A 26,004-nucleotide genomic window follows, 5' to 3' on the forward strand; every position below is an offset into this window, starting at 1 on the left:
TGGTTTGATTTTACAAATGCTTTTGGTTTAACATTGATTTGGAATAACAATTCGGAACGAATGAAAAGGAGTCTTTTTATATTTTTATTAATGCTTGCAGCTTTTACTGGCCGGGACGCTTTTGCTCAGGGTGAACAAAGTGCGATTGTATTTTCCGGAATGGTTGTTGGCGGAAAGACGACTGAAATCTTGCCCGGCGCGACGATCTTCATTGTTAATGCAGGACGCGGAACATTGTCCAGAAGTGACGGTTCTTTTACGATCAAAGTTTTTCCGGGGGACAGCATTGTCTTCGGATATGTAGGTTTCAAAAAGCAATATCACGTTATCCCAAGGAACTATAATTCGGACATTTACTCTGCGATTGTTGCCTTGCGTGAAGACGTTGTAACACTTTCCGGTGTAACCATTTATCCTTATTCGACGGAAGAAGAATTCAAAAAGGCATTTTTAGAATTGAAATTGCCAGATCAGGCGGATCGAGATGCATTAGCAAGAAGCACGGATCCGGATTATATCAACAGAATGGCTGCGCAGGTGCCTAATAATGCACAAACCAATTACCGTTATTCGATGGATCAGCTGCTTTTTGGACGCGAATCATCGGCTAATAAAGGTTTTGCAACCACATTTCCGTTCCTGAATCCGTTTGCGTGGGCTAACTTCATTAAGTCGGTTAAGAAAGGTGATTTGAAACAAAAGGATTGGAGAAAAGACCTCAACGCAGCTCCGCGAGAGAACATTACCAAGCAGGACTTTATCCCGCCAATGCCTGAAAACGAAATCAAGAAAAACGGAAATTAAGACCGGCTTCTCTCGAATTTTTGGAGCTTCACATCTTGTCCGTCAAATGCGGCATAATGCTGCTGCGTAACCCATTCGCCCAGATTAATGTAACGTGATTTTGAATTGACCGGCAGATCCAGCACAAGGTGACGATGCCCGAAAATGTAGAAATCGTGGTGTTGCGCTTGCTCCACTTCCCGGCAATATTGCAGTAACCATTCGTGATCTTCGCCCATAAATCGTTCCTCGCCTTTATTAACATTGGCGATACGGCTTCGCTTAGACCATTCCTGCGCAATCCACATGCCCACATCCGGGTGCACAAATCTGAAAACAGCCTGGAAAAATGAATTTTCAAAAATCTTTTTCAAGAACTTATAGGTGCTGTCTCCCGGTCCTAATCCATCGCCGTGGCCAATAAGCATTGTTTTTGAGCCCTTATTTGAATCAAATGTAAAACTTACGGGATTGCGATAAATGGGCGCGCCAATTTCCTCCGTCAAATAGCCAGACATCCACATATCATGGTTTCCGGTAAAAATAATGAGCTCGATTCCTCGGTCAGAAAGCTCCGCCAGCTTCCCTAGGAGTCGCACAAAACCTTTGGGAATTGCCCTTTTGTATTCAAACCAGAAATCGAAAATATCGCCAACCAAAAAGATAACCTGCGCATCGTGCTGAATGGATTCCAGCCAGTTAACAATCAGTTTCTCGCGCTCGCGGCTCAAAGTTGCGGACGGAACGCCAAGATGATAGTCTGATGAAAAATAGGCGCGGCGGCCATCTTGCAAGTGGATCGTCTTTTTCTCAAAGTGGAAGTTCATGCGGAAGTTTAAATGCGGCGCAATTTACAATGTTCCTTTTAAATGGCACGGCGTGGTTTTTTAAAAGTCTCTTTCTAGATTGCATGCTCTTTAACAATATCAACATGAAAAAATACTTTATTCCATTACTCATAGCGCTTTTTACGGGCATTACTAGCGCATCAACATTTGCACAAGCCGTGAAGAAAATCCCGGCAGACAAACAACGCGCTGCACAATGGCGGCCGGCGCAAGGGCAATATTATTTTAGCCATGCAATGGTTTTTGATTATGAAAACAAACCGGAGCAAACGAAAGGAACGATTACAATTTATCTCGATCCGGTCAGTGGCGGGATGTTGTTCAAAAAAGAAAGCAGCTTTGGCAAAGGCGGGAAGGATTTCGACTTTGTAATTGGCTTTCCGGACGGCAAATACATTTTCTGTGGCGCTGATGAGAACGGTAAAAAAATGAGAATAAACGAGGCCGTAGGCGCATTAAAGCCCGGACCGGATACAAAAGCGCAAGCCAGGGAAGATTTTTCAACTTATTGGCTGCCAACCGGAAATAAGCGCGACGATTTCGGTTTCGAAAGCTCAGAATATGACGTGAGCTACGCGACTTCTGACAACAAAGACAAAGTTTGGTTGACTAAAACACCATTCAGTGTTTATCCGCTTTACGGGCTGGAATTTGTTGAAAGTGCGGTTGCTATGCCGATTTCTTTTGACTTTATGCACGTTCTCGAACCGAATCAGTTAATCGGTGAGATCAATTCCAAGGACACTATTTTGAAGTTGAAAAGTTTCGGGAAAGACCCACAAACGGTGGAGACGAAAGAATATCCGGTGTTTAAGACAGAATAAGAAAAAGCCGGCCTATCATCAGGCCGGCTTTTTTCTTATTCTGCAACAGCTTCTGCCTCTGCACGTTCAGCCTTCACTTCGGAAAGCGGGCGCATATTGGCAGGAATTTCCTGCTCGTCCTCTTCCTTGGTGTATGGGAACACATCCAGAATCGGCGTCAAGTTAATGTCAGTTGTTTCGTAAGGGATCAGGAAATTACGCATGCTTTCATTGATCCTGTCCAATGCCTGCTGAATGCCTTCCGCATTAACAAGCATATAATTGACGATTTTCTTCTCCTTACCGCTCTTTTCATCCACTGAAAAATAGATCACTTTCGCCTTAAACCATTGCTCACCATCCTCAAAAGCAAACAAATCCGCAAGGCGCATGCGGGTAATGCTGGTCACACTAAAATCGCTGGCACCGGTTACGATCTGCTTGTAAAGTCTCGCTTCTGATTCCGTGTAAGAAACGGCGTCAACCAGATAAACCTCATTAATTGTCTTCAGGCTTCCTGCCTCATCCTCTTTTTGATACCGAATTTTTCCTAAATACCAGCTCGCCATAATGTCGTTTGTTTTTCTTTTAAAGTATGCAAATGTAGACGCTTGGTCCAATGCGTGCAAAAAATATAGTCACAAACTAATAATCGATGTCCTGTGCATGCGTTGTGATACCTACTGTTTAACTTGCGAAAAATAATTTCAGAATGAAAAAGAACATTTGGGTCATTGTGATCATGATTATGGCCGGTGCGTTGTCGAGCTGCGGCGTAGGGCGGCAGGTTGCCGATGCCAAAACATTTGGTGATTGCAAATATGACATAGCCTCTGTCGATAGCGTTTATCTGGCAGGAATTGACATCCGTGAATTCAAGAATTTGCGTAGTTTCAGTGATTTTGACCTGGCGAAATATCCTGGTCTGGCAATGGGACTTTTGAGGAAAAATGTGCCGCTCGACCTTCGTGTGAACATTGACATTACCAATCCTACGAAAAAACGCGCCGCTATTAACCAGCTGGAATACAAAGTTTTGCTTACCAATAACGAGATTTTCAATGGTTATCTGAGCCAGTTGATTGAAGTGTTGCCTGGCACATCGCCAACAAGAGTGCCGGTGCGCCTGAACACCAATGCTTATCAGTTGCTTTCCAATGACAAAACCCGTGATGAATTCGTCAATATGGTTATGGCATTAACCGGCAGAGCCGATGCTAAGCCAGCAAAATTTCAAGTAAAGATCAGACCAACACTCGATCTGGCTGGAAAACAAGTTAACTATCCAGGCTACATCACTTTCGAAAAAGAAGTCACAGCCAAAATGGTTACCGGGTCACGTTAATAATTAAAAAGACATTGTTTTGAAGATACTTGTAGACAACCCTTACCTTTTTGAATATTTTAGTCTGGTTCTTATCCTGTTATGCATATTCGGCATTTCATGGTTTTCAGGGAAACTGATTGGACTGAGAAAATGGTCGGGGATTGGGTTAATCATTGTCCCGGTTGTCTATTTTTATCTCATTCTGGAATCGTACACGCTGAATATCCCATTCACGGACGATTTCAACCTGCTCGAAACCATTCACAACTTCCATATTGCGGAAGGTTTCATTGCCAAAATTGAAGTCCTTTTTGAGCAAGTCAATCAGCATCGTTTCGGGTTCGAAAGGACCGTTATGCTGCTTATGCATTTGCTCACGGGGACGGTTAACATTAAAACACAAATCCTGCTCGGCAACTTATTCCTGCTGAGCATTTTGCTTTTGCTTTTCCAATCATTTCGCAAAGAGCAGATTTCCTGGTATTATTTCATCCCGGTTCCTTACGTGCTTTTCAATCTGGTTTATTTTGAAAATGCCATTTGGGGAATCGCCGCCATTCAGAACACACCGCTGATCTTTTTTGCATTCCTGACTGCCTATGGATTGGGGCGCAATGATCAGAAAGGATTTTTTCTCGGCATTATTGCCGCTTTGCTGACCACATTCACAAGCGGCAGCGGCATACTCGTCTGGATCATTGGCTTGCTCATTTTATCGCTTCAAAAGCGTTTCAGACTGTTGTTCCTATGGCTCGCCATTGCAGCAGCAATCCTTATTTTTTACTTCCTGTTCGACTATCAGGTCATTCCGTCGCACACGGGTTCGGTGTGGCCGCATCCGGTTTTCAACCTCATTTTCCTATTTGCTTTCTGGGGCAATGCGTTGTATCTGGATGCTTTGCATCCGCTCGTCCCGTCATTTTATAGTGACATGATTGCCTGTGTTTTACTTGGCGGAGCTGTTATGGTCGTGTTCTGCATTTGGGTTGTGAAGCTTTTTGTGAAGAAAAAACCACTTTGGAGCGACTGGTTTTTGTGGGGAGCAATGATGTTCGCGATGGGAACCGGCGCAATGTTCGTAATCAGCAGACCTATAAGCAATTATGTAATGTATGGAGGGAATATTTTTTCCAGACGATACATGATTTTCGGTGTGGCACTCCTGGCAACCGTTTACGTTTGCGTGATCATTTTAGCCAAAAACTTTAAAGGCGCGAGACGAATTGCGGCCGTTCTTGGCTTGTTAAGCTTCGTGGCGCTGCATTTTGTGAGTTATTATCTATCTATTGCCAGCATCCGCAAATTCCACGAAGATCTTGCTATCGACAGTTTTTATTGGGAAAATCACAAGACGTTCCTTACTGCGGGCGATAACTTCGGCGACATTCCTTTTTGGAACCATCCGACCCGCATGCGTAACCTGATTGACACTTTAAAGAAGCATAATCTGGTCGAATTTGATCAGTTTAAAACATTGCCGCCTTACAAAAGCATCTTGACACAAACGGGGAGCAAGTCGGATCATTTCAAAGGAAAATTTGCCATCAAAGTGGATTATCAGAATAATCTGAACAACATTCCTTCCAAACATTTGCGTTTTGAAGCGCAAGATGCAGCGGGTGAAAAACCACTTTATTTTGTCTTAGCTTCAAAGGAACGCACCATTCTGCTGCCCGCATTGCCGGTCCCCAATTCACCGGACGACTTCCTGAAAACACACGCATATTATAGCTCCGATTATCAATATTCACTGTTCCGGACGAAGCTGCCGGAAGGTTTGTTTGAGGTTTGGATGATGGGAAAAGATGAACTAGGCATCTGGAAATCGTCATTTACCGGCAGGAGTATCTTTTTATGTGATAGTAAAAAATAGCGAAATGCGAATACTCACCTATAATTTGAATGGCATCCGCGCAGCGCTGCGGAATGGTCTGGTTGAATGGTTACAAACTGTTCCGGTTGACATTCTGTGCTTTCAGGAAGTGAAAGCGACACCGGATGTTGTGGATCTTTCCGGTCTGGAAGCGCTGGGTTATGAACTGATCGGCTGGCATGCCGCGGAGAAAAAAGGTTACAGCGGTGTCGCCATGTTTTCAAAAATTCAACCCGATCTCGTTACCGCTGGTTGTGAAATTCCTGCTTATGATGCCGAAGGGCGGATTCTGCGTGCAGATTTTGGCGATATCACCATTCTCAATTGCTATTTTCCTTCCGGAACGAGCGGGGAAATCCGGCAGGGAGTGAAAATTCAGTTTTTAGGTGATTTTTTTGATTGGGTAAATGAGTTAAGAAAAGAGCGGCCTAATCTCATCATTTGCGGAGACTACAACATTGCACACGCGGAAATCGACATTCATGATCCTGTTCGAAACAAGAAAATGTCCGGTTTCCTGCCTGAGGAAAGAGAATGGATGACGAAATGGTTTGGCAGCGGTTATACAGATGCATTCCGGTTTAAAAATCCTGAGTTAAGGGAATATTCCTGGTGGACTTACCGCGCAGGAGCACGAGGCAACAACAAAGGCTGGCGCATTGATTACATTTCGGTGGCCGATACACTGAAAGATCGGATCGTTTCGAGCCGGCAAATAAATGATGCCGTCCACTCGGATCATTGTCCGGTGTGGTTAGAAATTGAATCGCCATATTCGCAGACCGACTCATAAATTTCGTATTTTTGATTAAAGCGAGATTCAAACAAAAGCGTTATGGATATGCCAATGCCGGTAACTTTGAAGATGGGAGACCTGATGAGTGAGGAAGAATTCTTCCAGTTTTGCCAAATGAACGACACACTAGAGTTCGAAAGGGACTCAAAAGGAAATATTATACTTATGTCTCCAACAGGATCATTTACAGGAAAATTTAATGTTCGTTTCATCGCCCAATTATCGCAATGGAATGAAACTGCACAACTAGGCGAAGTTTTTGATTCCTCAACCGGCTTCACATTGCCGAACGGAGCTGTGCGATCGCCGGATGCATCATTTGTGATAAGTCAGAAATGGGATGCGCTCACCGAAGATCAACAGGAAACTTTCGCGCCCATATGCCCGGATTTCGTGATTGAGATCCGCTCTAAGTCGGATGAACTAATGTATTTGCAGGATAAAATGGCTGAATACATTGCCAATGGCACGGAGCTTGGCTGGTTAATTGACCGTTTTGAAAACAAAATCCACATTTACAAAAAAGGCAAATCACCCGCAGTTCTTGATAGTCTGGATGTGATGCTGTCTGGTGAGGATGTCCTGCCTGGTTTTTCCTTAAATCCTGGCGCGCTTCTGAAATAATCGCTGCTCATTCAGATTTAATTTTAATTCATTTGTTTCGTTACTTCTTCATTTACAAGCCTTTTGGAATGCTTTCGCAGTTTACCCGTGAAGGTGATCACCCGACGCTTGCTGACCTCGACTTTGAATTTCCGAAGGATATTTACCCGGTTGGCAGACTGGATGCCGATAGCGAAGGCCTGTTGCTTTTGACCAATGATAACTTTCTTAAAACGAAAGTTTTAGATCCTAAAAACAAGCATTCCAAAACTTACTACGCACAGGTTGAAGGCATTATAACCGAAGAATCATGTGAATTGCTGCGCAAAGGTGTTTCCATTTCAATCAATGGTAAAAAGCATCTGACACTTCCTGCAACCATTTCACCCATTGAAGAACCAGCTCTTCCGGAACGCAATCCACCGATCCGGTTCAGGCAAAACATTCCTGTTTCATGGGTTTCTATCACGATTGGAGAAGGAAAAAACCGTCAGGTGAGGCGCATGACCGCTGCCGTTGGCTTTCCAACATTGCGACTGGTCCGCTGGTCGATCGGGAAAATTTCACTTAACGACAAGGATGGTGATTTTCCTAAACCCGGGGACGTATGGGAAGTTACGGCCAAAGCCGTGCGCCGCGTTTATGACTGATCGGCTCGCGATCGGATAAAACGTCATTGCGGTGTTGCCAAACCGGACAGAAGGGTTAATTTTGTATATATCCTTTTCTCAAAATACGGCTGATAATTGGCAAAGGCACAAAAAGAAACTCCGCTTAATAAACAATACAATCAGATCAAGGCAAAGTACCCGGGTGCACTCTTGCTATTTCGTGTTGGAGATTTTTACGAAACTTTTGGAGAAGACGCGATCCGGGCCTCGAAGATCCTCGGAATCGTGCTTACGCGCCGCAATAATGGTGGTTCGCATGAAGAACTTGCAGGTTTTCCGCATCATTCCCTTGATAATTATCTGCCCAAACTGGTCCGTGCCGGCGAGCGCGTTGCCATTTGCGACCAGCTCGAAGATCCAGCCGCTGCCAAGGGAATTGTAAAAAGAGGCGTAACCGAACTCGTCACTCCGGGCGTTTCGCTGAATGATAATGTGCTGGATATCAGGAAAAACAATTACCTGGCTGCTGTCCACATTGGTTCTGATAATTTATACGGGTTAGCATTTCTCGACATTTCTACCGGTGAGTTTATGACGGCGCAGGGCAATGCGGCGTACATTGACAAGATGCTCCAAGGCTTCATGCCTGCCGAAGTGCTGTTTTGCAAAAGGCATAAGCAGGAATTCAACCAGCTTTTTGGTGGAAAATACCACACATTTCAACTGGAAGACTGGTGCTTTGGCTATGAGTATGGCTACGAGCAACTGATCACGCATTTTCAAACTGCTACATTAAAGGGTTTTGGAATAGAAGCCTTGCCCATGGGCATCATTGCGGCTGGCGTTATTCTGCATTATCTGCGGGAAACCGAGCACAAAGAAGTGGGCCATATCGGACGCATTACGCGTTTGGAGGAAGAAAGATACGTGTGGCTCGATCGCTTTACGGTTCGTAACCTTGAACTCGTTTATCCACAGCAAGAAGGCGGCGTGCCTTTGATTCAGATCCTGGACCAGACTGTGACGCCGATGGGTGCGCGGCTGCTTCGGAAATGGATCGTTTTGCCGCTTAAAGAAAAATTACTCATCGAAGACCGGCTGAACACAGTCGAGCATTTTCTGGATAACGAAGATCTGCATGACGCGGTTATTCAGCATTTGAAACAAATAGGCGACCTGGAAAGGCTTATTTCCAAAGTTGCTGTCAAGCGCATCAATCCGCGCGAACTCGTGCAGCTTAAAAAATCTTTGAAGCAAATTGGCCCGGTTAAGGAGCTTATTTCTGCGATAATTCAGGAAAAAGAAAGTAAGTCTGACAAGAAAAAGGCGGTTAATCCTGCCATTGAGATATTAAAGAAATATGCGGATCAGCTGAACCCCTGCACATTTTTGGTCGAAAGGATTGAAAATGAAATTCGGGATGACGCGCCGATTCTGACAAATCAGGGGCGCATTGTTAAAAGCGGCGTCGATCCGGAGCTGGATGAGCTGCATGCGATTTCTTACGAAGGAAAAGATTATCTGCTCAAACTGCAAAATCGTGAAATTGAACGGACTGGAATCGGTTCGTTGAAAATCGCTTATAATAAGGTTTTTGGTTATTATCTGGAAGTGACGCACGCGCATCAGAATAAAGTGCCTGCGGATTGGATCAGGAAGCAGACGCTTGTCAATGCGGAACGTTACATTACGCCTGAATTGAAGGAATATGAAGAGAAAATCCTGAATGCGGAGGACAAAATATCTTCTATCGAATACCGGATTTTTAATGAGCTGATGCTGACCGCCGCTGAATATGTGAGCACAGTTCAGCAAAATGCATTTGTGATCTCCACATTGGATGCATTAAGCTCCTTTGCGACCGTTGCGCGCAAAAATAATTATGCAAAACCCGTTATTACCGAAGGAAACGAGCTCGACATTAAGGACGGGCGCCATCCGGTAATCGAGCAACAGTTGCCGTTAGGAGAAAGTTATGTTCCAAATGACCTATTCCTTGATGATATGGCACAGCAGATTATCATTATCACCGGACCTAACATGGCCGGTAAATCTGCGTTGCTAAGACAGACTGCATTGATCGTGTTAATGGCGCAAATGGGATGTTACGTGCCCGCAAAGTCTGCGAACATTGGATTGGTCGACAAGATTTTCACCAGGGTAGGAGCGAGCGACAATTTGAGCCGTGGAGAAAGTACATTCATGGTCGAAATGACTGAAACGGCGAGCATTCTGAATAACCTGAGCGACCGCAGCCTTGTGTTGATGGACGAGATCGGGCGGGGGACGAGCACTTACGATGGCGTTTCTATTGCCTGGGCCATTGCGGAATATCTGCATAACCAGGCAGATTGTCGTCCGAAAACGTTATTTGCAACACATTACCACGAATTAAATCAGCTTACAGACGACTTTCCCCGCATCAAAAACTTCAATGTTGCCGTAAAGGAAGTCGATAACAAAGTGATCTTTTTGCGTAAGCTCAAACCAGGCGGAAGTGCACACAGTTTTGGTATTCACGTGGCGCAGATCGCAGGAATGCCGCAGCCTATTGTGTTAAGAGCGAGTGAAATCATGCACCATTTGGAAAAAGATCACGTCACGCATGAGCATAAAAAGCGGGTTAAGGAAATTCCCAAGAACAACTTCCAGCTCAGCATTTTCGAGCCGGCCGATCCGCGCCTGGAAGAATTGAAAGAAAAGCTATCGCTTGTGGATGTTAACACGCTTTCGCCAATTGAGGCGCTTTTGAAACTAAATGAATTCAAGAAAATCGTTCAGAACTAACCCAATACACTTTATAATTTACCTATCAATCTCCTATCCCTTTTTATGAAAAACACAACGCGTTTTCAGTTGATGGCCATGATGTTCCTGCTCTATTTCATATGGGGCTCGTGGTACGGTCAAATGAGTAAATATCTGTTCACCGCGCTCGGGGCAACCGGCGCGCAGGTAGGGAATGCTTATGCTGCTTTTTCTATTGCGCAGATCATCGCTCCTTTTTTCGTCGGAATGATCGCCGACCGTTATTTTGCCGCTCAAAAAGTGCTTGGCGTTTTGAGCCTCGCTGGTGCAGCGATCCTTTTCGTGCTCATCGGCGTTGACGATCCTGACAATTTCTTCTGGATCATTCTGGCTTACTGTATTTCATTTGCCCCAATGATGTCGCTTACGACGTCCATTGCCATGCAGCAGGTGACCAATTCTGAGAAAGATTTTCCTGCTATACGCGTAATGGGGACGGTTTCCTGGATTGTCGTTTCCAACATTATCGGTTATTATGGCTTCGGGGATGATGTGATGATCTTCAAAATTTCAATGGTCGCTTCCGCATTCCTGGGTGTTTATTCATTCTTTTTGCCGGACACTCCGCCAAAGCCAAGCACAAAAACGTCATTCTCCGACATTCTAGGACTCGATGCATTTACCCTTTTCAAAGACCGCTCATTCGCAATTTTCTTCATTTCTTCGCTGCTGATCTGTATTCCTTTATCATTCTATTACGCGATGGCCAATCCGTCTCTTACCGACTCGGGAATGACCAATGTTGAAAATAAAATGTCACTGGGTCAGGCTTCCGAAGTTATTTTCATGCTTTTAATTCCGCTTGCATTCAGCCGTTTGGGTGTTAAATGGATGCTCGTTGTAGGTCTTATTGCCTGGATTATCCGCTTTATCGGTTTCGGTTATGGCGATGTGAACAGCGAATGGCTGCTTTATCTTGCGATCATTCTGCATGGTGTTTGTTACGATTTCTTCTTCGTAACCGGTCAGATTTATACAGACAGCAAAGCGGGCGAAAAATACCGCTCGTCTGCGCAAGGGCTTATTTCTATCGCAACTTATGGGATTGGAATGGGCATCGGATCATGGCTGGCTGGTCTGGTTGCGGACATGTACACTGTAAATGGTGTGAAGGACTGGACAAGCATCTGGATGGTGCCAGCGGGAATCGCGGCGGTTGTGCTGGTGTTGTTTGTATTGTTCTTTAAGGATAACAAAGTGAGAGCTAATGCAGCCGTTGTTGAGGCATAAGTTCTGATTTATCAGCACATAAAAAAACCTGTAAGTCGATCTTACAGGTTTTTTTATGCTTTAACTATATCTCAATAATCGTCGTCATCGTCGTCAGTTCCAATGTTGCGGGTGTAATTTTTTGAACCACCTCCGCCTTTTTTGTAGTCGCCTCCTCCTTTGCCGAATCGGTCATCTGGTTTTTTACCTCCAAATCCGCCTTTATCTCCATATCCGCCGCCGCTGTAACTGCTGCGATCGCTGCTTCTATATCTATCGTTGCTTCCACCGCCTGATGAACCTCTGTCGCCACCTCCGGAATATCCGCCGCCGCCACTGTATCCGCCACCGCCCGAGGTGCTTCCACCGCCTACACTGCTTGGTCTATCGCTGCTGCTGCCTGTTTCAGGACGAGCAGGTCTGTTAAATCCACCTTCTCTTCTAACATCTCCTCTTGGCGCGCCCGCATCACTTCTTGCTTCTTTTTTCTGCGATTCGTTTACTACCAGCGGACGTCCGTACATTTCTGCTCCGTTCAAATTGCTAATGGCCAACCTTGCTTCATCTTCATCAGGCATTTCAACAAATCCGAAACCCTTGCTCTGACGTGTAATCTTGTCAATGATAATTTTCGCGGAGCTCACTGTTCCAAATTTTTCGAAAGCTTCACGCAGTTCGCTTTCCTTTAACTTAAAAGAAAGACTCCCAACAAAAATGTCCATGGAAACGCCTGGTTTTAATTGATTTTTAGGTTATAAATATATTTATTTTAACTGATAAGCTACAACACTGTTCTTGCCAAAAGTCGGCACATAGACGATTTTTTTCACACTGTCGTAACCAATGTCGGCTGAATTCACCTTATCAGCACTTGTATCAAGTAATTTTTGAGTAGTTCCGTCTGACTTTACGTAATAAACTACACCAGCCCAGCAGGAAACAATGTATTCTCCGGGCACAACTTGCTCGATCCCGTCGGTGCTTTTCTCCATTCCCTCAGCCACAACACTCACTTCTTTGGTAGCACTTAGTTTTTTCAATGTTCCCGAATCAGCGATCAACAAATCTGATCCAACTGCCAAAACACCATTCGGTCCGGTCAGGTCTTCAAAATAGGTTGAGATTTTACCGTCCTTGATCAAATGCACTTTCTTTGTGCTTGAATCCGAAACGTAAATGTTTCCTTTCGCATCAATCGTCAGGTCATTTAAAAATACAGCACCTTCAACGGCGTGTTTTTTAATCACTTTTCCTGATTTAATGTCAATCTCAACAACGTCCGTCACATCTGTAACATATAAGGTGTTGCCTTTAATGCCCATTCCTTTCGGAGCGTGAAGGCCTGTGATCCAGTCTTTTGCAATAATTTTTCCATCCAAACCAACTTTTGCAATCCCGCCTTTTCCATCTTTTTCACCTGGTTTTCCGTCAATCAGCGCCACGTATAAAACCTTGCCAGGAGCACTGTAAAAAACGGATTCCGGGATCGGAAGCGATGCATCGGTGGACCAGATCTGAGTGAGGGAATGCTGGGCTTTTACGGACACTGCTCCCAACAAAAGCGCAGCAGATAGAAAAATGTGACTGATTTTCATAAGACTTCGTTCTGTAGATATGTTTAATCTATGAAAGGTCGATTGAGGTTGATATACTTTTGAGATCCTTTAATTTTTTCGATCTCTACTCAAAGCTAAATAAAAATGCCCAAACCAGTTGGTTATGGGCATTTTTAAATTTTTTTCAAATCATTTCTTTTTCTTCTTTTTCGTTGAAGCAACGGGCGGTTCTACATTTTTGGTCAGATCGGCTATCCGGATATTTCTGAATTTGAGTTCTGATCCATGGCCCAGAAACCCTAAATGACCGCTGGTGCGTTTCAGTCCGGGATGTTCCTTATGATCGACAGTTCCGTTTTTACTCGCTTCTGCCAGGTCGCCGTCCAGAATTACTGTGCCATTCAGGGTTACTTTGATCTTCGAGCCCTGCACGCGCACTTCTTCATAATTCCATTCACCCATTGGTTTCAAAAATCCTTTTTTTGCTGGAATAATGCCGTATGCCGAGCCATGATATTGATATTCATGCAAGTCTTTGTAAATGTCGGCGTCATTGTCTAGGATCTGGATTTCAGTGCCCACATAAGCCGCGTCACCTTCCATCGGCGTCCGGATTCCCAATCCGTTGTTGGCGCCAGGTGTCAATTGGAATTCGAAACGGAAATCGAAATCGCTGAACTCGTCCTTCGTGTACAAGTTGCCTTTGCCGCCTTTTTTCGGATCAACAACCAATGCACCATTTTCTATAAAATAATCGGTGCGGTTTCCTACCCATTCAAACATATTTGTTCCGTCGAAAAGAACTTTAAAACCTTCCTTTTGCTCCGTATCGCTTAGTTTAAATGGTTCAGGGCGTTCAATTTCACGCACATACACGTCGCGATAGTTAATCTGGTTGCCATGTGCTTGCAGTTCAATCTGCTCTTTGGCAAAAATCGGCAGGTTGCGGTCCCAATAGTTTTCCAGAATGACATTGTCAACCACATTTTCCCCATTCAACTCCACCGAAACCCGGTCACCGATCATCGTGATGTGGAATGTGTTCCAGTCGCCAATCGCATTGTCAGCCACTTTGGAAGGTTTGCTTTCATTGACTTTGTTATTATAAAGTCCGCCCGAACCCACCTGCGCGCCGACACTCACACGCGATGTATCCCAGATCTGAACCTGAGGCGTTCCACGCAAATAGACGCCTGCATCACCGTCTTTCTGGATTTTCCAATCCACAAACATTTCAAAATCACCATATTGCTTTACTGTGCAAAGGTTGTCGCCGTGTCCCGAGAACACCAGTTCACCGTCTTTTGCGAACCAGTCTTTGTTCGCAGCTTCATCCGCCTTTTTTTGCTTGATAGCAAGGCTGTCTGCGCTCATTTTGCCGCGAGCAATCGGATTTTCAACCAAGCCTTTCCAGCCAGAAAGATCTTTGCCATTAAACAAAGCCACAAATCCTTCACCTTTGGGAAGTTCGGACAAATGTCTTTTGATTGATTCACGCTGATATTCTGCATCTTTTCCAGTCAGCGCACCGCTTGCTTTTGTAAGCATATCACGGATTTCTGCACTGTAAAAACCTTTATTAGCCAATGCGATCGTCATAACAGCTTGCGCAGCCGTCTGTTGTGTTGCAGGATTGTCAAGATATTTTCCTGCAAAAAGCAATGCATTGAATGTTCGGAAACGCGGCAGTTCTTTCAGGATCATTTCCTTTTGTGCATCCGTTTTAGCCAAGGCCATTGCCTCACGAAGCATAATAACTTTGACGGTTGGCGTTTTGGTCGATTTGGTTGCAGCGGAAACATATCCGGTTAATGCTGCTTCGAAATCCGCATTGTCAGTGGTCTTTTCCGCAATGTTCAGCAGTTCATTCGCTGCGCTTGCATCTGTCCAGGCCGATAATGCTGCAACAGCCGCTTTCTTCGCGCTGGCATCACCATTATTATAAGCGATAACCACGGCATTCAATGCTTGTTGTCCGCCAATGCTTGCGAGCACACCCAGATAATTCGATTGCTTATCCGCAGGCGCAGCTTGCATTTCTTTCATAATCAGCGCTGTTTGTGCTTTTGCATCACCCGAACCTTTCACACCAGCAGCAACGGCTTTTTGGACAGCCGCCATTTGCTCAGCATTGCTTACTGTGTTCAGTAAAATGTACATTTGAGGCAAATCACCGTTCGTAGTCAGTGATTTTAAAGCATTATAAGCTGATTTGGACACTTCCGCATTCGGGCTTTTCAGCAAAGCAAACACATTACTAAACTTCGAGCTGGCTTCCCGCGAGGCAATTACATCGATGGCCGCAGCCTGAGCGGAAGCAGGAAGCGCGGGCAATGCCGTGGCAAGCTGATTGACAACTCCTTCACCCTTAATGGTTAGCAAGCTGCTCTTAACTACGGCAACTTCCTCCGCATTTCCGGTTTTCAAAACATTGATCAATGCAGGCAAACTTGCCTCTTGCCCGATTTTTCCAGCTGCCCAAATGGCCGCCATTTTCACTTTCGAGTCTTTTGAAGTCAGCGATTTTTGGATGGCAGGCAATGCATCAGTTGATTTTGCATGTCCGAGCATGGTGATAATCTCAGCCTGCACTTCGGGTTTGGCCTTTTTCATTGCATTCAGCCAAGGCGTTGTGCCGTCTGCCATCAGATATCTTTGTCCAAGCTTCAATGCTGCGGCGCGATATTCCGGGTCTGTGCTTTGCAAGGCGCTTACGAGCACGGGAACAGATTCGCGTTTTTTAATGTCTGAATAAATCTTCAACGCAGCCGAGCGCGTGGGGCCTTGCTTAACGTCAGGCGTGGTTTTGAGCAGCGCTAATGCAGCTTTTTCAGATGCGGCAGCATTGCCGTTTTCAGCCAGCCGGGCAATGTATTTAAGATAAACTGCCGTTGCATCGGATTCGTCGTAATCAAAGTTTGCTTTTTGTGCAGCCGCAAGCAAGATCGGCTCAGAAGAAGCCGCGCCAATTTCAGAAAGTGCATATAAACTCACTTTACGCAAGTTCAAATCTGCATTCACTGCAAACTTTTCAATGGCAGAAGCCGATTCTTTGTAACGGCTGCCGCCTAATGCTTCGATGAGCGCAATCTGCGTACTTTCTGGTGCTCCTTCCAATGCCTGCAACAATGCAGCACCAGCGGCAGGAGAGCCGATTCTGGCTAATGTTCTGGATGCGGGACCGGAAAGTCTTTCGTCTTTTAGATAAGTTTTTAAAACCTCAACGGACTCGTCTTTTCCGACCGTTTGCAGTTGGTAAATCAGGAAATTTTTGCTGTCCGGATCGCTTACTTTGGATAATGCTTCACCATATGCCTCGGCGGCTGTTTTGCGGAAATCTTCTTTTCCGGCCTGAGATGCATAATAGGTAAATCCGCCAATGGCATACTGCACTTTCGTGTTGTCGCCTTTGCCCAAAGGCGTAAGCATGGACGCGATCTGAACGAGTCCTGGTTTTCCCAGCTGACCCAGTTCTTCCATGTTTTTCTTCAATGCGGCTTCGTTCTGAGAAGGAAGTTTGGCCAGCAATGCTTTCACCTTTGTCGTGAGCGCGTCATCGCTTTGCGCCCATGCCTGCGAGATCAACATGCAGAGAGCGAGAATGTTATATAAGTTTCTTTTCATTAATGCTTAGGGATGGAAATGAATGAATGCAAATTTTAAATAAGCCCAATTAAATGGTCCAAGGCCCACGCATGGGTTGGTTAATCAGTCGGTTTGCACCTTCATCGTCAATAAATTCCTGCTTTTCGGGATCGAACTTTAAAGAGCGTCCCAGTCGGAGCGCGGCAAGTCCCATGTTCACGATTGTGCACGAACGGTGGCCGTTTTCTTCGTTAAGCGCGAATTTCTTGCGGTTTTTAACTGCATCCACAAAGTCTGTAACCTGCGGTTCTGGATCCGGGAATGCAGCCAACTTTTTCTCCAAGTCAGGAATGTCTGACTGGAAATTGGGATAAAGCTTGCCCTTCGGGCCTTCTATATAAGCCACTTTTTCGTCTTTTGCTTCGCCATCGAGCACGATCTGGCAGCCATCCGCATAAGTGTAAGTGATTCTGCGCCAAGTTCCCACGGCTTCTGTGTGCTGTTGCGGTGCATCCACTTCCACGCTAACCGGACTTGTATCGTCTTTGCCCAAAAAATATTGGATCGGATCAATGTAATGCTGACCCATATCGCCCAATCCGCCGCCGTCATAATCCCAATAACCACGGAATGTCTGGTGCACACGATGCTCGCTGTAAGGCTTGTAAGGCGCAGGACCGAGCCACATTTCGTAGTCAAGTTCTGCCGGAACGGGCATAGGCGCATTGTTTGTGTTGCCAACCCAATAAAATTTCCAGTCAAAACCCGTGTGCTTGCTAACCGTAACTTTCAAAGGCCAGCCCAGCAAGCCGCTTTGAACAAGCTTTTTAATCGGCTTTACGGGCGTCCGCATGCCGTAAAAATTGTCCTGAAAACGGAACCATGTATTTAATCGAAAAACCCTTCCATGCTGCTGCACAGCTTCCACAAGTCGTTTTCCTTCACCAATTGTGCGGGTCATTGGTTTTTCACACCACACATCCTTACCAGCCCTTGCAGCATCCGCTGCAATGATTCCGTGCCAATGCGGCGGCGTTGCCACGTGCACAATGTCCACTTCGGGAAGCTGGATCACTTCACGATAATCGGAAAAGGTTTTAACGCCTTTGTCGACCATGCTAACGGCAATGTCAAGGTGTTTTTTATCAACATCACAAAGTGCAACGACTTTGGTCCCGGCGTAGGGAATGTGGCCGCGACCCATGGAGCCGGTGCCGACAATGGCTTTGGTAAGCTGGTCGCTGGGAGCAATAAAGCCTTTGCCTAAAACGTGGCGCGGGACAATTGAAAAAGTGGCCAGCGTCGCAAGTGAACCTTTGATAAAGGTCCGTCTGGACGCAGAAGAGCCCGTCTTTTCTTTCATTTGTTAAGGATGTTTAGGAATTAAATTATTAAGTGGTTGGTGAATTTATGACAATAATCGAAATGTAGCAAAGCTGCGTTTCCAATGCGGAACATTAGGCAGTATTTACTTTGGAATGAAATAGTGTTTCTCCTTACATTCCTATAATGTGCTTAAAGCGGGATGTTTCCGTGTTTTTTTCTCGGCCGGACGTCGACTTTATTTTCCAGCATTTCAAATGCGCGGATGAGCTTTTCCCGCGTTTGTTCGGGATAAATCACTTCGTCAATATAACCTCGGTTTGCAGCCAGATATGGGTTGGCAAATTTCTCAGTGTAATCGTCAATTTTCTCCTTCAACTTTTCAGCTGGATTTTCTGCCTGCGCAATTTCACGTTTGAAAATGATCTCAGCCGCACCACTTGCACCCATGACCGCAATTTCAGCCGTGGGCCATGCAAAGTTCAGATCTGCACCAATGTGTTTGGAATTCATCACGTCATAAGCGCCACCGTAAGCCTTGCGCGTGATGACCGTAATGCGGGGAACGGTGGCTTCGCAAAATGCGTACAGCAATTTCGCGCCGTTGGTAATGATGGCATTCCATTCCTGATCGGTTCCCGGCAAAAAGCCAGGAACGTCTTCCAACACCAGCAGAGGAACGTTAAAACTATCACAGAATCTGACAAAACGTGCTGCTTTCTGGCTGGAATGAATGTCGAGGACACCCGCCAAAACGGCTGGCTGATTGGCGACAATGCCAATGCTGCGGCCCGCTAATCTTGCAAAACCGACGACAATGTTCTCTGCAAAATTCTGATGGACTTCGTAGAAACTCTCGCTGTCAGCAATTTCCGCAATGACTTCCCGCATGTCGTAAGGCTGGTTTGCATTGTCGGGAATGATGCCATTAAGCGCTGGGCGTGCCTCGTTTGTGGCGGTGTAAGGAAGCCGGGGAGCGTTTTCTTCACAGTTCTGCGGAATGTAGCTCAGCAGTTTTTTGATGCCAAGCAGACATTCAACTTCATTGGGAGAAACAAAATGGGTTATGCCCGACTTGGTCGCATGCGTCATTGCACCGCCTAATTCCTCCGCCGTAACGGTTTCATGTGTAACGGTTTTGACAACATTAGGGCCGGTGACAAACATGTAACTCGTGTTTTCGACCATTGAAATGAAATCCGTAATCGCAGGAGAATATACGGCACCGCCTGCGCAAGGCCCCATTACGGCCGAGATTTGCGGAATAACGCCGGATGCCAATGTGTTTTTGTAAAAAATATCTGCATAACCAGCCAGCGAAAGCACGCCTTCCTGAATCCGCGCGCCGCCTGAATCATTCAATCCGATCAGCGGAGCACCGTTTTTCATGGCCAGATCCATGATTTTGCAAATTTTTTCAGCGTGTGTTTCAGAAAGTGAGCCACCGAAAATGGTAAAATCCTGGGCGAAAATGTAAACCAGCCGGCCATTGACTTTGCCATATCCGGTCACGACGCCGTCGCCCAGATAATGTTCTTTGTCCAGCCCGAAATCTTTGCTCCGGTGCATGACAAACTTCCCGATTTCTTCAAATGTGCCCTTATCGATCAGCACCATAATGCGCTCGCGGGCGGTTAATTTGCCTTTGGCGTGCTGCGCGTCAATCCTTTTTTCACCTCCACCCAAATCGGCCTCAGCATTTTTACTGTCTAAAAGTTCTTTTTTTGAAGTCGAGGAAGATACTGATCCCATGTAATACGGACGATATGGTTACATTTGTTCTTGTAGAGATTATAAATATAGTGTCATTTTACTGATTCGGGAAATTATTGCAACTTATGAGGCAGATCGGATTGTGCGCGTTCATTTTTGCGGGATTGACATTCATTCTGGCAGGAATTGTGAAAGCGCAGCCGACCGGCGGACGAAGTAAACTTGATTTTCTGCAACTGCCTGCCCAGGCCAAAAGCACCGCTATCGGGGCTAATCATCTGACTGTCTCGGGCAACGATCCTGCTCTCTTTCTTCAAAATCCTGCCTTGCTGGATTCTTCCAAAGCCAATAATGTTTCGGTTAATTTAATGCCTTACCTGGCCGATACGCGGTTTGTAAATGCAGCTTATGCACGGCGGGCTGGCAAATCTGCTGGCGCTTGGGCTGTGGGATTGCAATATCTGAATTACGGAACACTGGTTGAAACGGACGACATTGGGAACGTGATAGGGGAATTCAGGGCGGCGGATTATGGAATTGCTGCTGGCTATGGGCATACAATCGGCGCATTTACCGTTGGCGGGACCATAAAATTTGTCGGGTCTTCTGTTCAATCTTATAATGTAAATGGCTTATCGTTTGACTGGGGTGGCGTTTTCAAGCATCCGCGTCAGGATTTGACGGTTGGTTTTGTGGTCAAGAACCTGGGATTTTTGAAACAGAATTATTCGAGCCTCAGTAACCCGACTTTGCCGCTGGATGTCCGCGCAGGCTTAACATTCAAGCCGCAATATATGCCAATTCGGGTTTCGGTTACGGCGCATCATTTGAACCGGTTTGACATGGTTTACAATGATCCGAACCTCTTTTTTACATATGACAACAGCGGCGTGAAGATCCCAAAAAATGTCGGATTGGCTGAGAAGCTAGGTCGCCATCTTTCCCTCGGCGCTGAGGCGCTGATCCATCCCAATTTCAGGGTTATGCTGGGTTACGATCACTTGCGCAGACAAGAACTGCGACTTGCTAACAAAGGCGCGTTAGCAGGGTTTTCCTTCGGCGCATGGTTGCGGATCAAGCGGTTTGAGGTGGGTTATGGCCGGGCACAATATGTCCCCGGTTTTGGCAGCAGCTCCTTGTCAATTGTGATGAATTTGAAAAATGGATTTGTGAAAGAAGCTGTTAATCCGGCTCGTTAAGCAGGTTTGACGCTTATAAAACCACTTTTCCATGATCCAGTCGCAAGGTTTTCGTAACGCAACTCGGAATTTCGTTGGGATAATGTGAAACGTAAATGAGCGTTCTTTCTGGCGTGTCGCAGATTGCGTCGACCACTGCTTTGAAATATTCGATTGCGTCCGCATCCAAGCCCTGGCAAGGCTCGTCCAGAATCAGCAATGGCGGATTTTTAACCAATGCCCTTGCCAGCAAAACCATGCGCTGCTTGCCTTTTGAAAGTTCTGAAAACTTCTTTTCAATCAATTCGTGCACGTGAAGCAGCCGCGCAACTTCGTGGACCCGCTCGATCTGCGAGTCTGTGAGTTTTTTGAAAAAAACACCAGTGGCATCGAAAAAGCCTGAGGCAATGGTTTTAAACACGCTTGTTTCGCGCGGAAAATACAAATGCAGCTCGGGTGAAACATGGCCGATTTTCTGCTTTATGTCCCAAATCGAAGCGCCTATGCCGCCACGTTTCTTATCAAACAGGTCAAAATCGTTGGCAAAGCGCTGCGGGTTATCAGCTGTAATAATGCTGAGCAATGTTGATTTTCCAGATCCATTCGGCCCGGAAAGCGCCCATTTTTCACCTTTTGCAACTTTCCAGTTCACGCCATCCAGGATCTGTTCTTCGAGATAACGCACCTTTATATTTCTCAGATCAATTGCATTTTCAAAATCGCTATGCGCAGGCTGCCCAAATTTTGCCAGTTCTTGCGCATCAGGTTTTAGGTGATGCGATTCGCTGTGGCCTTGCTTTTTATAAGCATTAATGTCTTGAATGTTAGTCACTTGTCCAGCTTCCAATTCTAGCACGTGCGTGATGCAGCCGGGAATTTCAGAAGCTGTTGTAGCCATAATGATCGTGACGCCGGATGCTGCTAACGCGTTTAGCGCATTCCGTAAAACTTCTCTCGAATGCACGTCCAGACCACTGAATGCATTATCGAGAATCAGAATTTCGGGATTTTTTAATAATGATTTTGCCAAAAGCATCCGCCTCGTTTCCCCATTGGATAATGTTACAAACGGATGGTCGAGCAAGTGCGTGACGGACAGTAATTCTGAAACGCTCTGCAACTCTGCTTCGCTTACGTGCGTTGGGGCCAATTCCACGGAAGCATCATTCACAGTCCCAACAGGTTTGAGCTGATCGGTTAAAATAGCGCGGACCGTCGGAGCGCGCTCGGATTCGTAGGCGTGAAACCGTTGCTGATAATATTCAGCGCCAGCGCTAACAATGCGATTGAATGAGTAATCATTTGAAACAAGCTCAATTGCCTGCCTGAGCGGGGTTTGCAAATTGAAGCTGACCTTTCCTTTTGAAACGGGCCATTTCCCAGAGATGATGTCAAGCAAAATGGTTTTTCCAGATCCGTTGGGCCCAATTACAGCCCAATGTTTGCCTTTTTCAATATCCCAATTTATGTCGGATAAAACAGTTGTATTGTATTTGCGGGCCGAGACGCCCAGAAGAGAAATCATTGTCATAAAAGCACAAAATCATTGAATCGGCAAAGATAACAATGATTTTATGAAGACCTTACTGATGCAATTCCATATTGAATTCCTTCACCATTGCATTGGTAAAGGCTGATAAATCGTCGGTTGTCCTGCTCGTTATCAAGCCGTTATCTGTTACAACTTCCTGATCGATCCAGCGCGCGCCGGCATTTTCAAGATCGTGCTTGATGGAAGCATAAGAGGTTACAATTCGTCCCAGCACCACATCGGCGTCGATCAGAATTTGCGGCCCATGGCAGATTGCGGCTACCGGTTTTCCAGATGAAAAGAAAGACTTTACGAACTCGATTGCACGACTATCCATCCGCAATGCATCCATTCCCATAACACCGCCGGGTAATAATAATGCATCGTAATAATCAGCGCGCGCCAGTGCGAGCGGCACATCCACATTGTGTCTTTCGCCCCAATCAAGATGATTCCAGCCTCTGACAATGCTTTTGTTCGGAGAAATGAGGTGCGTTGTGGCACCTTTCTGATTTAGGACTTTTCTGGGACAGGTCATTTCAACCTGCTCAAATCCATCTGCAACCAGAATTGCAACTTTGCATGAATTTAATGAATGTTCCACGGGATTGGTCTCGAATTAAAGGGTTAGATTATTTAGATAATAAATTGTACAAAAATTATGCCAATTTCCTATCCGTTAATTCCCGTTTGATTTTAAATACAATCGTTGCACCGAAGCCACAGGTGTGGAAATGCGTTTTTAAAAGTGTGATTTGTATAAAAACAAAACGAGCGACATTGCTGCCGCTCATTTGAATATAAAGATTTCTGGATATTAGATTTCCACTCCGCCAACATTTTCGAAGATGAGGTCACCATGTGAATTAAGCTCCATCATGATCACTGAATCCTTGGCAACCTGGCCGCTCAATATGCCTTTTGAAAGCTCATTAAGAATGCGTCGCTGCATCACCCGTTTCAATGGTCTTGCTCCAAATGCCTGATCAAATCCGTCTTCACCGAGTTTTGTAAGCGCTTCGTCGGTCGCATCGAGCGTAATGCCTTGTTCGAGCAACATTTTCTGAATTCCTTTGAATTGAATGTCTACAATTTTCCGGATATTCTTCATAGTAAGCGGCTCAAACAGCACGATCTCATCGATTCGGTTCAAAAACTCAGGTCTTACCGAAGCTTTCAGCAGATCAAGGACAGCCTGTTTTGCTTCTTCCACAACCAATGTATGGTTCCAGCCTTCGTCTTCTGCGAATTTTTCCTGGATAATGTGGCTTCCAATGTTGGATGTCATGATAATGATCGTGTTTTTGAAATTGGCAACACGGCCTTTGTTATCCGTCAAACGGCCTTCATCGAGCACTTGAAGCAGAATGTTCCAGACATCCGGATGACCTTTTTCAATCTCATCCAACAAAATCACACTATATGGTTTGCGTCGAACCGCCTCGGTCAACTGGCCACCTTCATCATAACCCACATATCCCGGAGGCGCACCCACAAGCCTGCTTACTGAATGCCGCTCCTGATATTCACTCATATCGATCCGCACAATCGCATTTTCGTCGTTGAACAGATATTCGGCAAGCGTTTTTGCAAGCTCAGTTTTTCCGACACCGGTTGGTCCAAGGAATAGGAAACTGCCGATAGGGCGTTTTGCATCCTGCAAACCTGCGCGACTCCGGCGCACCGCATCTGCAACCAGTTCAATCGCTTCATCTTGTCCGGCAACGCGGTTATGCAGGTGACTTTCCAGTTGCAGCAATTTCTCACGATCGCTTTGCAGCATTTTGCTAACCGGAATGCCCGTCCATTTTGCTACGACCTCGGCAATGTCTTCCGGCGTAATTTCTTCTTGCATCAGGCTTTGCGAATCCTGCGATTTTTGAAGTTTCGCAAGTTTGCTTTGCACCTCAGGAATGCGTCCGTAACGGATTTCGGCTACTTTTCCAAAATCCCCGGCGCGTTCTGCCTGTTCCGCTTCGAGTCTCAGTTGCTCGCTTTGTTCTTTCAAAGTCCGCACTTCGTTCACCTTGCCTTTTTCATTTTCCCATTGCGCTTTGAGCACATTTCTCTCCTGGCTAAGGTCTGCAATTTCCTTGTTAAGGACTGTTTCTTTATCCTTGTTATTCTCACGACGAATCGCTTCGCGTTCAATTTCAAGCTGCATAATGCGGCGGTTCAACTCGTCCAGCTCTTCGGGAACACTGTCCATTTCGAGTCTGAGTTTAGACGCTGCTTCATCCATTAAGTCAATGGCCTTATCGGGAAGGAACCGGTCGCTAATGTAGCGGTTGGACAATTCCACGGCAGCAATCACGGCATCATCCTGAATCCGGACACCGTGGTGAAGCTCATATTTTTCCTTGATACCACGCAAAATGCTGACCGCATCCGGAATATCTGGCTCATCGACCATTACAGACTGGAACCGGCGTTCGAGCGCCTTATCCTTTTCCATATATTTCTGATATTCCTTCAAAGTCGTCGCACCGATCGCATGGAGTTCACCGCGGGCAAGTGCTGGTTTCAGCAGGTTTGCAGCGTCCATTGCGCTTTCACCGCCACCGCCTGCGCCGATCAATGTATGGATCTCGTCAATGAAAAGGACGATTTCTCCTTCGGAATCGGTCACTTCTTTGATGACTGCTTTAAGCCTTTCCTCAAATTCACCTTTGTATTTCGCACCGGCAATCAAAAGTCCCATATCGAGAGACACAATGATCTTCGATTTTAGGTTTTCGGGCACGTCGCCTTGCACAATCCGTTGCGCAAGTCCTTCAACAATAGCGGTTTTACCAACACCCGGCTCACCTAAAAGGATCGGGTTGTTTTTTGTCCTGCGGCTCAAAATCTGTAAAACCCGCCTGATCTCCTCATCACGGCCGATCACCGGATCTATTTTTCCGGCTTTGGCTAATTCATTTAAATTCTTGCTATAACGTTCCAGCGAACGATATTTAGCTTCTGCATTTTGATCTTTCACGGGGTTATTTTTTCCTCTAAGTTCTTTGATCGCATTAATCAATTCTTTCTCTTTAAATCCTACCTCTTTCATCATGCTCGCTGTGGAATCTTTTCCGCCCAGGATGCCGAGAATTAGTAGTTCAATGCTGATAAATTCGTCGCCGAATTCTTTCAGATAATGCTGTGCTTTGGCACTTGCCGCAGCCATATCATTGCCCAGATAGGGCTGGCCTCCGCTGACACGCGGATAACCGTCTAATATTTTTTCCAGACGTGCATTCAGCACATCAGGACTGATGTTCAGTTTGTTAAGTAAAAACAGGGATGTGTTAGGGTCTTCTTCCAGAATGGATTTGAGCACGTGGCCCGTTTCAATGGCCTGTTGCTGATTTCCCTGAACCATTTGCGCAGCATGCTGGATAATCTCCTGCGCCTTGATTGTATATTGGTTAAAGTTCATGGCGATGATAATTTGTTAACACTATCATGCTTATAA

20 protein-coding genes are annotated in these 26,004 nt (G+C 45.7%); 10 read left to right on the plus strand and 10 right to left on the minus strand.

All coding sequences use genetic code 11. The features are described 5' to 3' along the window. Positions 1–60 precede the first annotated feature (60 nt). Entirely contained in the window at positions 61–804 is a 744-nt protein-coding gene (locus AC0IYG_RS10970; RefSeq protein ID WP_471711120.1) for a carboxypeptidase-like regulatory domain-containing protein, read from the plus strand. On the opposite strand, the gene AC0IYG_RS10975 is transcribed toward AC0IYG_RS10970, so the two are convergent. After that, positions 801–1,610 (minus strand): UDP-2,3-diacylglucosamine diphosphatase, encoded by an 810-nt coding sequence (locus tag AC0IYG_RS10975; RefSeq protein WP_471711121.1) that lies wholly within the window; start codon positions 1,608–1,610, stop codon positions 801–803. The two genes, AC0IYG_RS10970 and AC0IYG_RS10975, sit on opposite strands and share 4 nt — an antisense overlap. Before the next feature lie 104 nt (positions 1,611–1,714). On the opposite strand from AC0IYG_RS10975, the gene AC0IYG_RS10980 reads away from it, so the two are divergent. Further along, positions 1,715–2,455 (plus strand): hypothetical protein, encoded by a 741-nt coding sequence (locus tag AC0IYG_RS10980; protein ID WP_471711122.1) that lies wholly within the window; start codon positions 1,715–1,717, stop codon positions 2,453–2,455. 35 nt (positions 2,456–2,490) lie between these two features. Here the strand turns inward: AC0IYG_RS10980 and AC0IYG_RS10985 are convergent, their stop codons facing one another. After that, complete coding sequence (locus AC0IYG_RS10985; RefSeq protein WP_471711123.1) at positions 2,491–3,054, minus strand: DUF4494 domain-containing protein; 564 nt, start codon at positions 3,052–3,054, stop codon at positions 2,491–2,493. Between the two features lie 92 nt (positions 3,055–3,146). On the opposite strand from AC0IYG_RS10985, the gene AC0IYG_RS10990 reads away from it, so the two are divergent. From AC0IYG_RS10990 to AC0IYG_RS11020, 7 genes are all read left to right on the plus strand, one after another. Beyond that, the gene (locus AC0IYG_RS10990; RefSeq protein ID WP_471711124.1) at positions 3,147–3,779 is read left to right on the plus strand and encodes a hypothetical protein; all 633 of its coding nucleotides are present in this window, start codon (positions 3,147–3,149) and stop codon (positions 3,777–3,779) included. Between the two features lie 19 nt (positions 3,780–3,798). Further along, positions 3,799–5,634, plus strand: coding sequence for a hypothetical protein (locus AC0IYG_RS10995; RefSeq protein WP_471711125.1), 1,836 nt, complete (start codon positions 3,799–3,801; stop codon positions 5,632–5,634). 4 nt (positions 5,635–5,638) lie between these two features. Then, the gene (locus AC0IYG_RS11000; protein ID WP_471711126.1) at positions 5,639–6,427 is read left to right on the plus strand and encodes an exodeoxyribonuclease III; all 789 of its coding nucleotides are present in this window, start codon (positions 5,639–5,641) and stop codon (positions 6,425–6,427) included. A gap of 84 nt (positions 6,428–6,511) precedes the next feature. Continuing rightward, on the plus strand, positions 6,512–7,054 hold the full coding sequence (locus AC0IYG_RS11005; protein WP_471711358.1) for a Uma2 family endonuclease: 543 nt from the start codon (positions 6,512–6,514) through the stop codon (positions 7,052–7,054). 32 nt (positions 7,055–7,086) lie between these two features. Further along, entirely contained in the window at positions 7,087–7,683 is a 597-nt protein-coding gene (locus AC0IYG_RS11010; protein ID WP_471711127.1) for a pseudouridine synthase, read from the plus strand. Positions 7,684–7,779: 96 nt separating this feature from the next. Further along, positions 7,780–10,431, plus strand: coding sequence for a DNA mismatch repair protein MutS (gene mutS / locus AC0IYG_RS11015; RefSeq protein WP_471711128.1), 2,652 nt, complete (start codon positions 7,780–7,782; stop codon positions 10,429–10,431). A 45-nt stretch (positions 10,432–10,476) separates the two neighbouring features. Beyond that, on the plus strand, positions 10,477–11,682 hold the full coding sequence (locus tag AC0IYG_RS11020) for an MFS transporter (protein ID WP_471711129.1): 1,206 nt from the start codon (positions 10,477–10,479) through the stop codon (positions 11,680–11,682). A gap of 71 nt (positions 11,683–11,753) precedes the next feature. On the opposite strand, the gene AC0IYG_RS11025 is transcribed toward AC0IYG_RS11020, so the two are convergent. The 5 genes from AC0IYG_RS11025 to AC0IYG_RS11045 form a co-directional block, all read right to left on the minus strand. Continuing rightward, positions 11,754–12,383 (minus strand): RNA recognition motif domain-containing protein, encoded by a 630-nt coding sequence (locus AC0IYG_RS11025; RefSeq protein WP_471711130.1) that lies wholly within the window; start codon positions 12,381–12,383, stop codon positions 11,754–11,756. A 42-nt stretch (positions 12,384–12,425) separates the two neighbouring features. After that, on the minus strand, positions 12,426–13,256 hold the full coding sequence (locus tag AC0IYG_RS11030; RefSeq protein ID WP_471711131.1) for an SMP-30/gluconolactonase/LRE family protein: 831 nt from the start codon (positions 13,254–13,256) through the stop codon (positions 12,426–12,428). A gap of 150 nt (positions 13,257–13,406) precedes the next feature. Then, on the minus strand, positions 13,407–16,841 hold the full coding sequence (locus AC0IYG_RS11035) for a 3-keto-alpha-glucoside-1,2-lyase-like domain-containing protein (RefSeq protein WP_471711132.1): 3,435 nt from the start codon (positions 16,839–16,841) through the stop codon (positions 13,407–13,409). Between the two features lie 49 nt (positions 16,842–16,890). Next, on the minus strand, positions 16,891–18,165 hold the full coding sequence (locus AC0IYG_RS11040) for a Gfo/Idh/MocA family oxidoreductase (protein WP_471711133.1): 1,275 nt from the start codon (positions 18,163–18,165) through the stop codon (positions 16,891–16,893). Between the two features lie 152 nt (positions 18,166–18,317). Then, complete coding sequence (locus tag AC0IYG_RS11045; protein ID WP_471711134.1) at positions 18,318–19,877, minus strand: acyl-CoA carboxylase subunit beta; 1,560 nt, start codon at positions 19,875–19,877, stop codon at positions 18,318–18,320. Positions 19,878–19,963: 86 nt separating this feature from the next. On the opposite strand from AC0IYG_RS11045, the gene porQ reads away from it, so the two are divergent. Next, positions 19,964–21,037 (plus strand): type IX secretion system protein PorQ, encoded by a 1,074-nt coding sequence (porQ, locus tag AC0IYG_RS11050; RefSeq protein WP_471711135.1) that lies wholly within the window; start codon positions 19,964–19,966, stop codon positions 21,035–21,037. Positions 21,038–21,050: 13 nt separating this feature from the next. Here the strand turns inward: porQ and AC0IYG_RS11055 are convergent, their stop codons facing one another. The 3 genes from AC0IYG_RS11055 to clpB form a co-directional block, all read right to left on the minus strand. Beyond that, positions 21,051–22,541 carry an ATP-binding cassette domain-containing protein gene (locus AC0IYG_RS11055; RefSeq protein WP_471711136.1) on the minus strand — a complete coding sequence of 497 codons (1,491 nt, stop codon included), beginning with the start codon at positions 22,539–22,541 and terminating at the stop codon, positions 21,051–21,053. A gap of 58 nt (positions 22,542–22,599) precedes the next feature. Then, a complete protein-coding gene (locus AC0IYG_RS11060; protein WP_471711137.1) occupies positions 22,600–23,151 on the minus strand; it encodes a type 1 glutamine amidotransferase domain-containing protein in 552 nt (183 codons plus the stop codon). Positions 23,152–23,364: 213 nt separating this feature from the next. After that, a complete protein-coding gene (gene clpB / locus AC0IYG_RS11065) occupies positions 23,365–25,968 on the minus strand; it encodes an ATP-dependent chaperone ClpB (protein WP_471711138.1) in 2,604 nt (867 codons plus the stop codon). Positions 25,969–26,004: the final 36 nt, after the last annotated feature.

Source organism: Dyadobacter sp. AC419, from assembly GCF_979253085.1.

Coding starts and splice junctions, on each gene's coding strand:
- AC0IYG_RS10970 (WP_471711120.1), top strand. CDS start 61: ATGAAAAGGAGTCTTTTTATATTTTTATTAATGCTTGCAGCTTTTACT.
- AC0IYG_RS10975 (WP_471711121.1), bottom strand. CDS start 1,610: ATGAACTTCCACTTTGAGAAAAAGACGATCCACTTGCAAGATGGCCGC.
- AC0IYG_RS10980 (WP_471711122.1), top strand. CDS start 1,715: ATGAAAAAATACTTTATTCCATTACTCATAGCGCTTTTTACGGGCATT.
- AC0IYG_RS10990 (WP_471711124.1), top strand. CDS start 3,147: ATGAAAAAGAACATTTGGGTCATTGTGATCATGATTATGGCCGGTGCG.
- AC0IYG_RS11000 (WP_471711126.1), top strand. CDS start 5,639: ATGCGAATACTCACCTATAATTTGAATGGCATCCGCGCAGCGCTGCGG.
- AC0IYG_RS11005 (WP_471711358.1), top strand. CDS start 6,512: ATGAGTGAGGAAGAATTCTTCCAGTTTTGCCAAATGAACGACACACTA.
- AC0IYG_RS11020 (WP_471711129.1), top strand. CDS start 10,477: ATGAAAAACACAACGCGTTTTCAGTTGATGGCCATGATGTTCCTGCTC.
- AC0IYG_RS11025 (WP_471711130.1), bottom strand. CDS start 12,383: ATGGACATTTTTGTTGGGAGTCTTTCTTTTAAGTTAAAGGAAAGCGAA.
- AC0IYG_RS11030 (WP_471711131.1), bottom strand. CDS start 13,256: ATGAAAATCAGTCACATTTTTCTATCTGCTGCGCTTTTGTTGGGAGCA.
- AC0IYG_RS11035 (WP_471711132.1), bottom strand. CDS start 16,841: ATGAAAAGAAACTTATATAACATTCTCGCTCTCTGCATGTTGATCTCG.
- AC0IYG_RS11040 (WP_471711133.1), bottom strand. CDS start 18,165: ATGAAAGAAAAGACGGGCTCTTCTGCGTCCAGACGGACCTTTATCAAA.
- AC0IYG_RS11045 (WP_471711134.1), bottom strand. CDS start 19,877: ATGGGATCAGTATCTTCCTCGACTTCAAAAAAAGAACTTTTAGACAGT.
- porQ (WP_471711135.1), top strand. CDS start 19,964: ATGAGGCAGATCGGATTGTGCGCGTTCATTTTTGCGGGATTGACATTC.
- AC0IYG_RS11055 (WP_471711136.1), bottom strand. CDS start 22,541: ATGATTTCTCTTCTGGGCGTCTCGGCCCGCAAATACAATACAACTGTT.
- clpB (WP_471711138.1), bottom strand. CDS start 25,968: ATGAACTTTAACCAATATACAATCAAGGCGCAGGAGATTATCCAGCAT.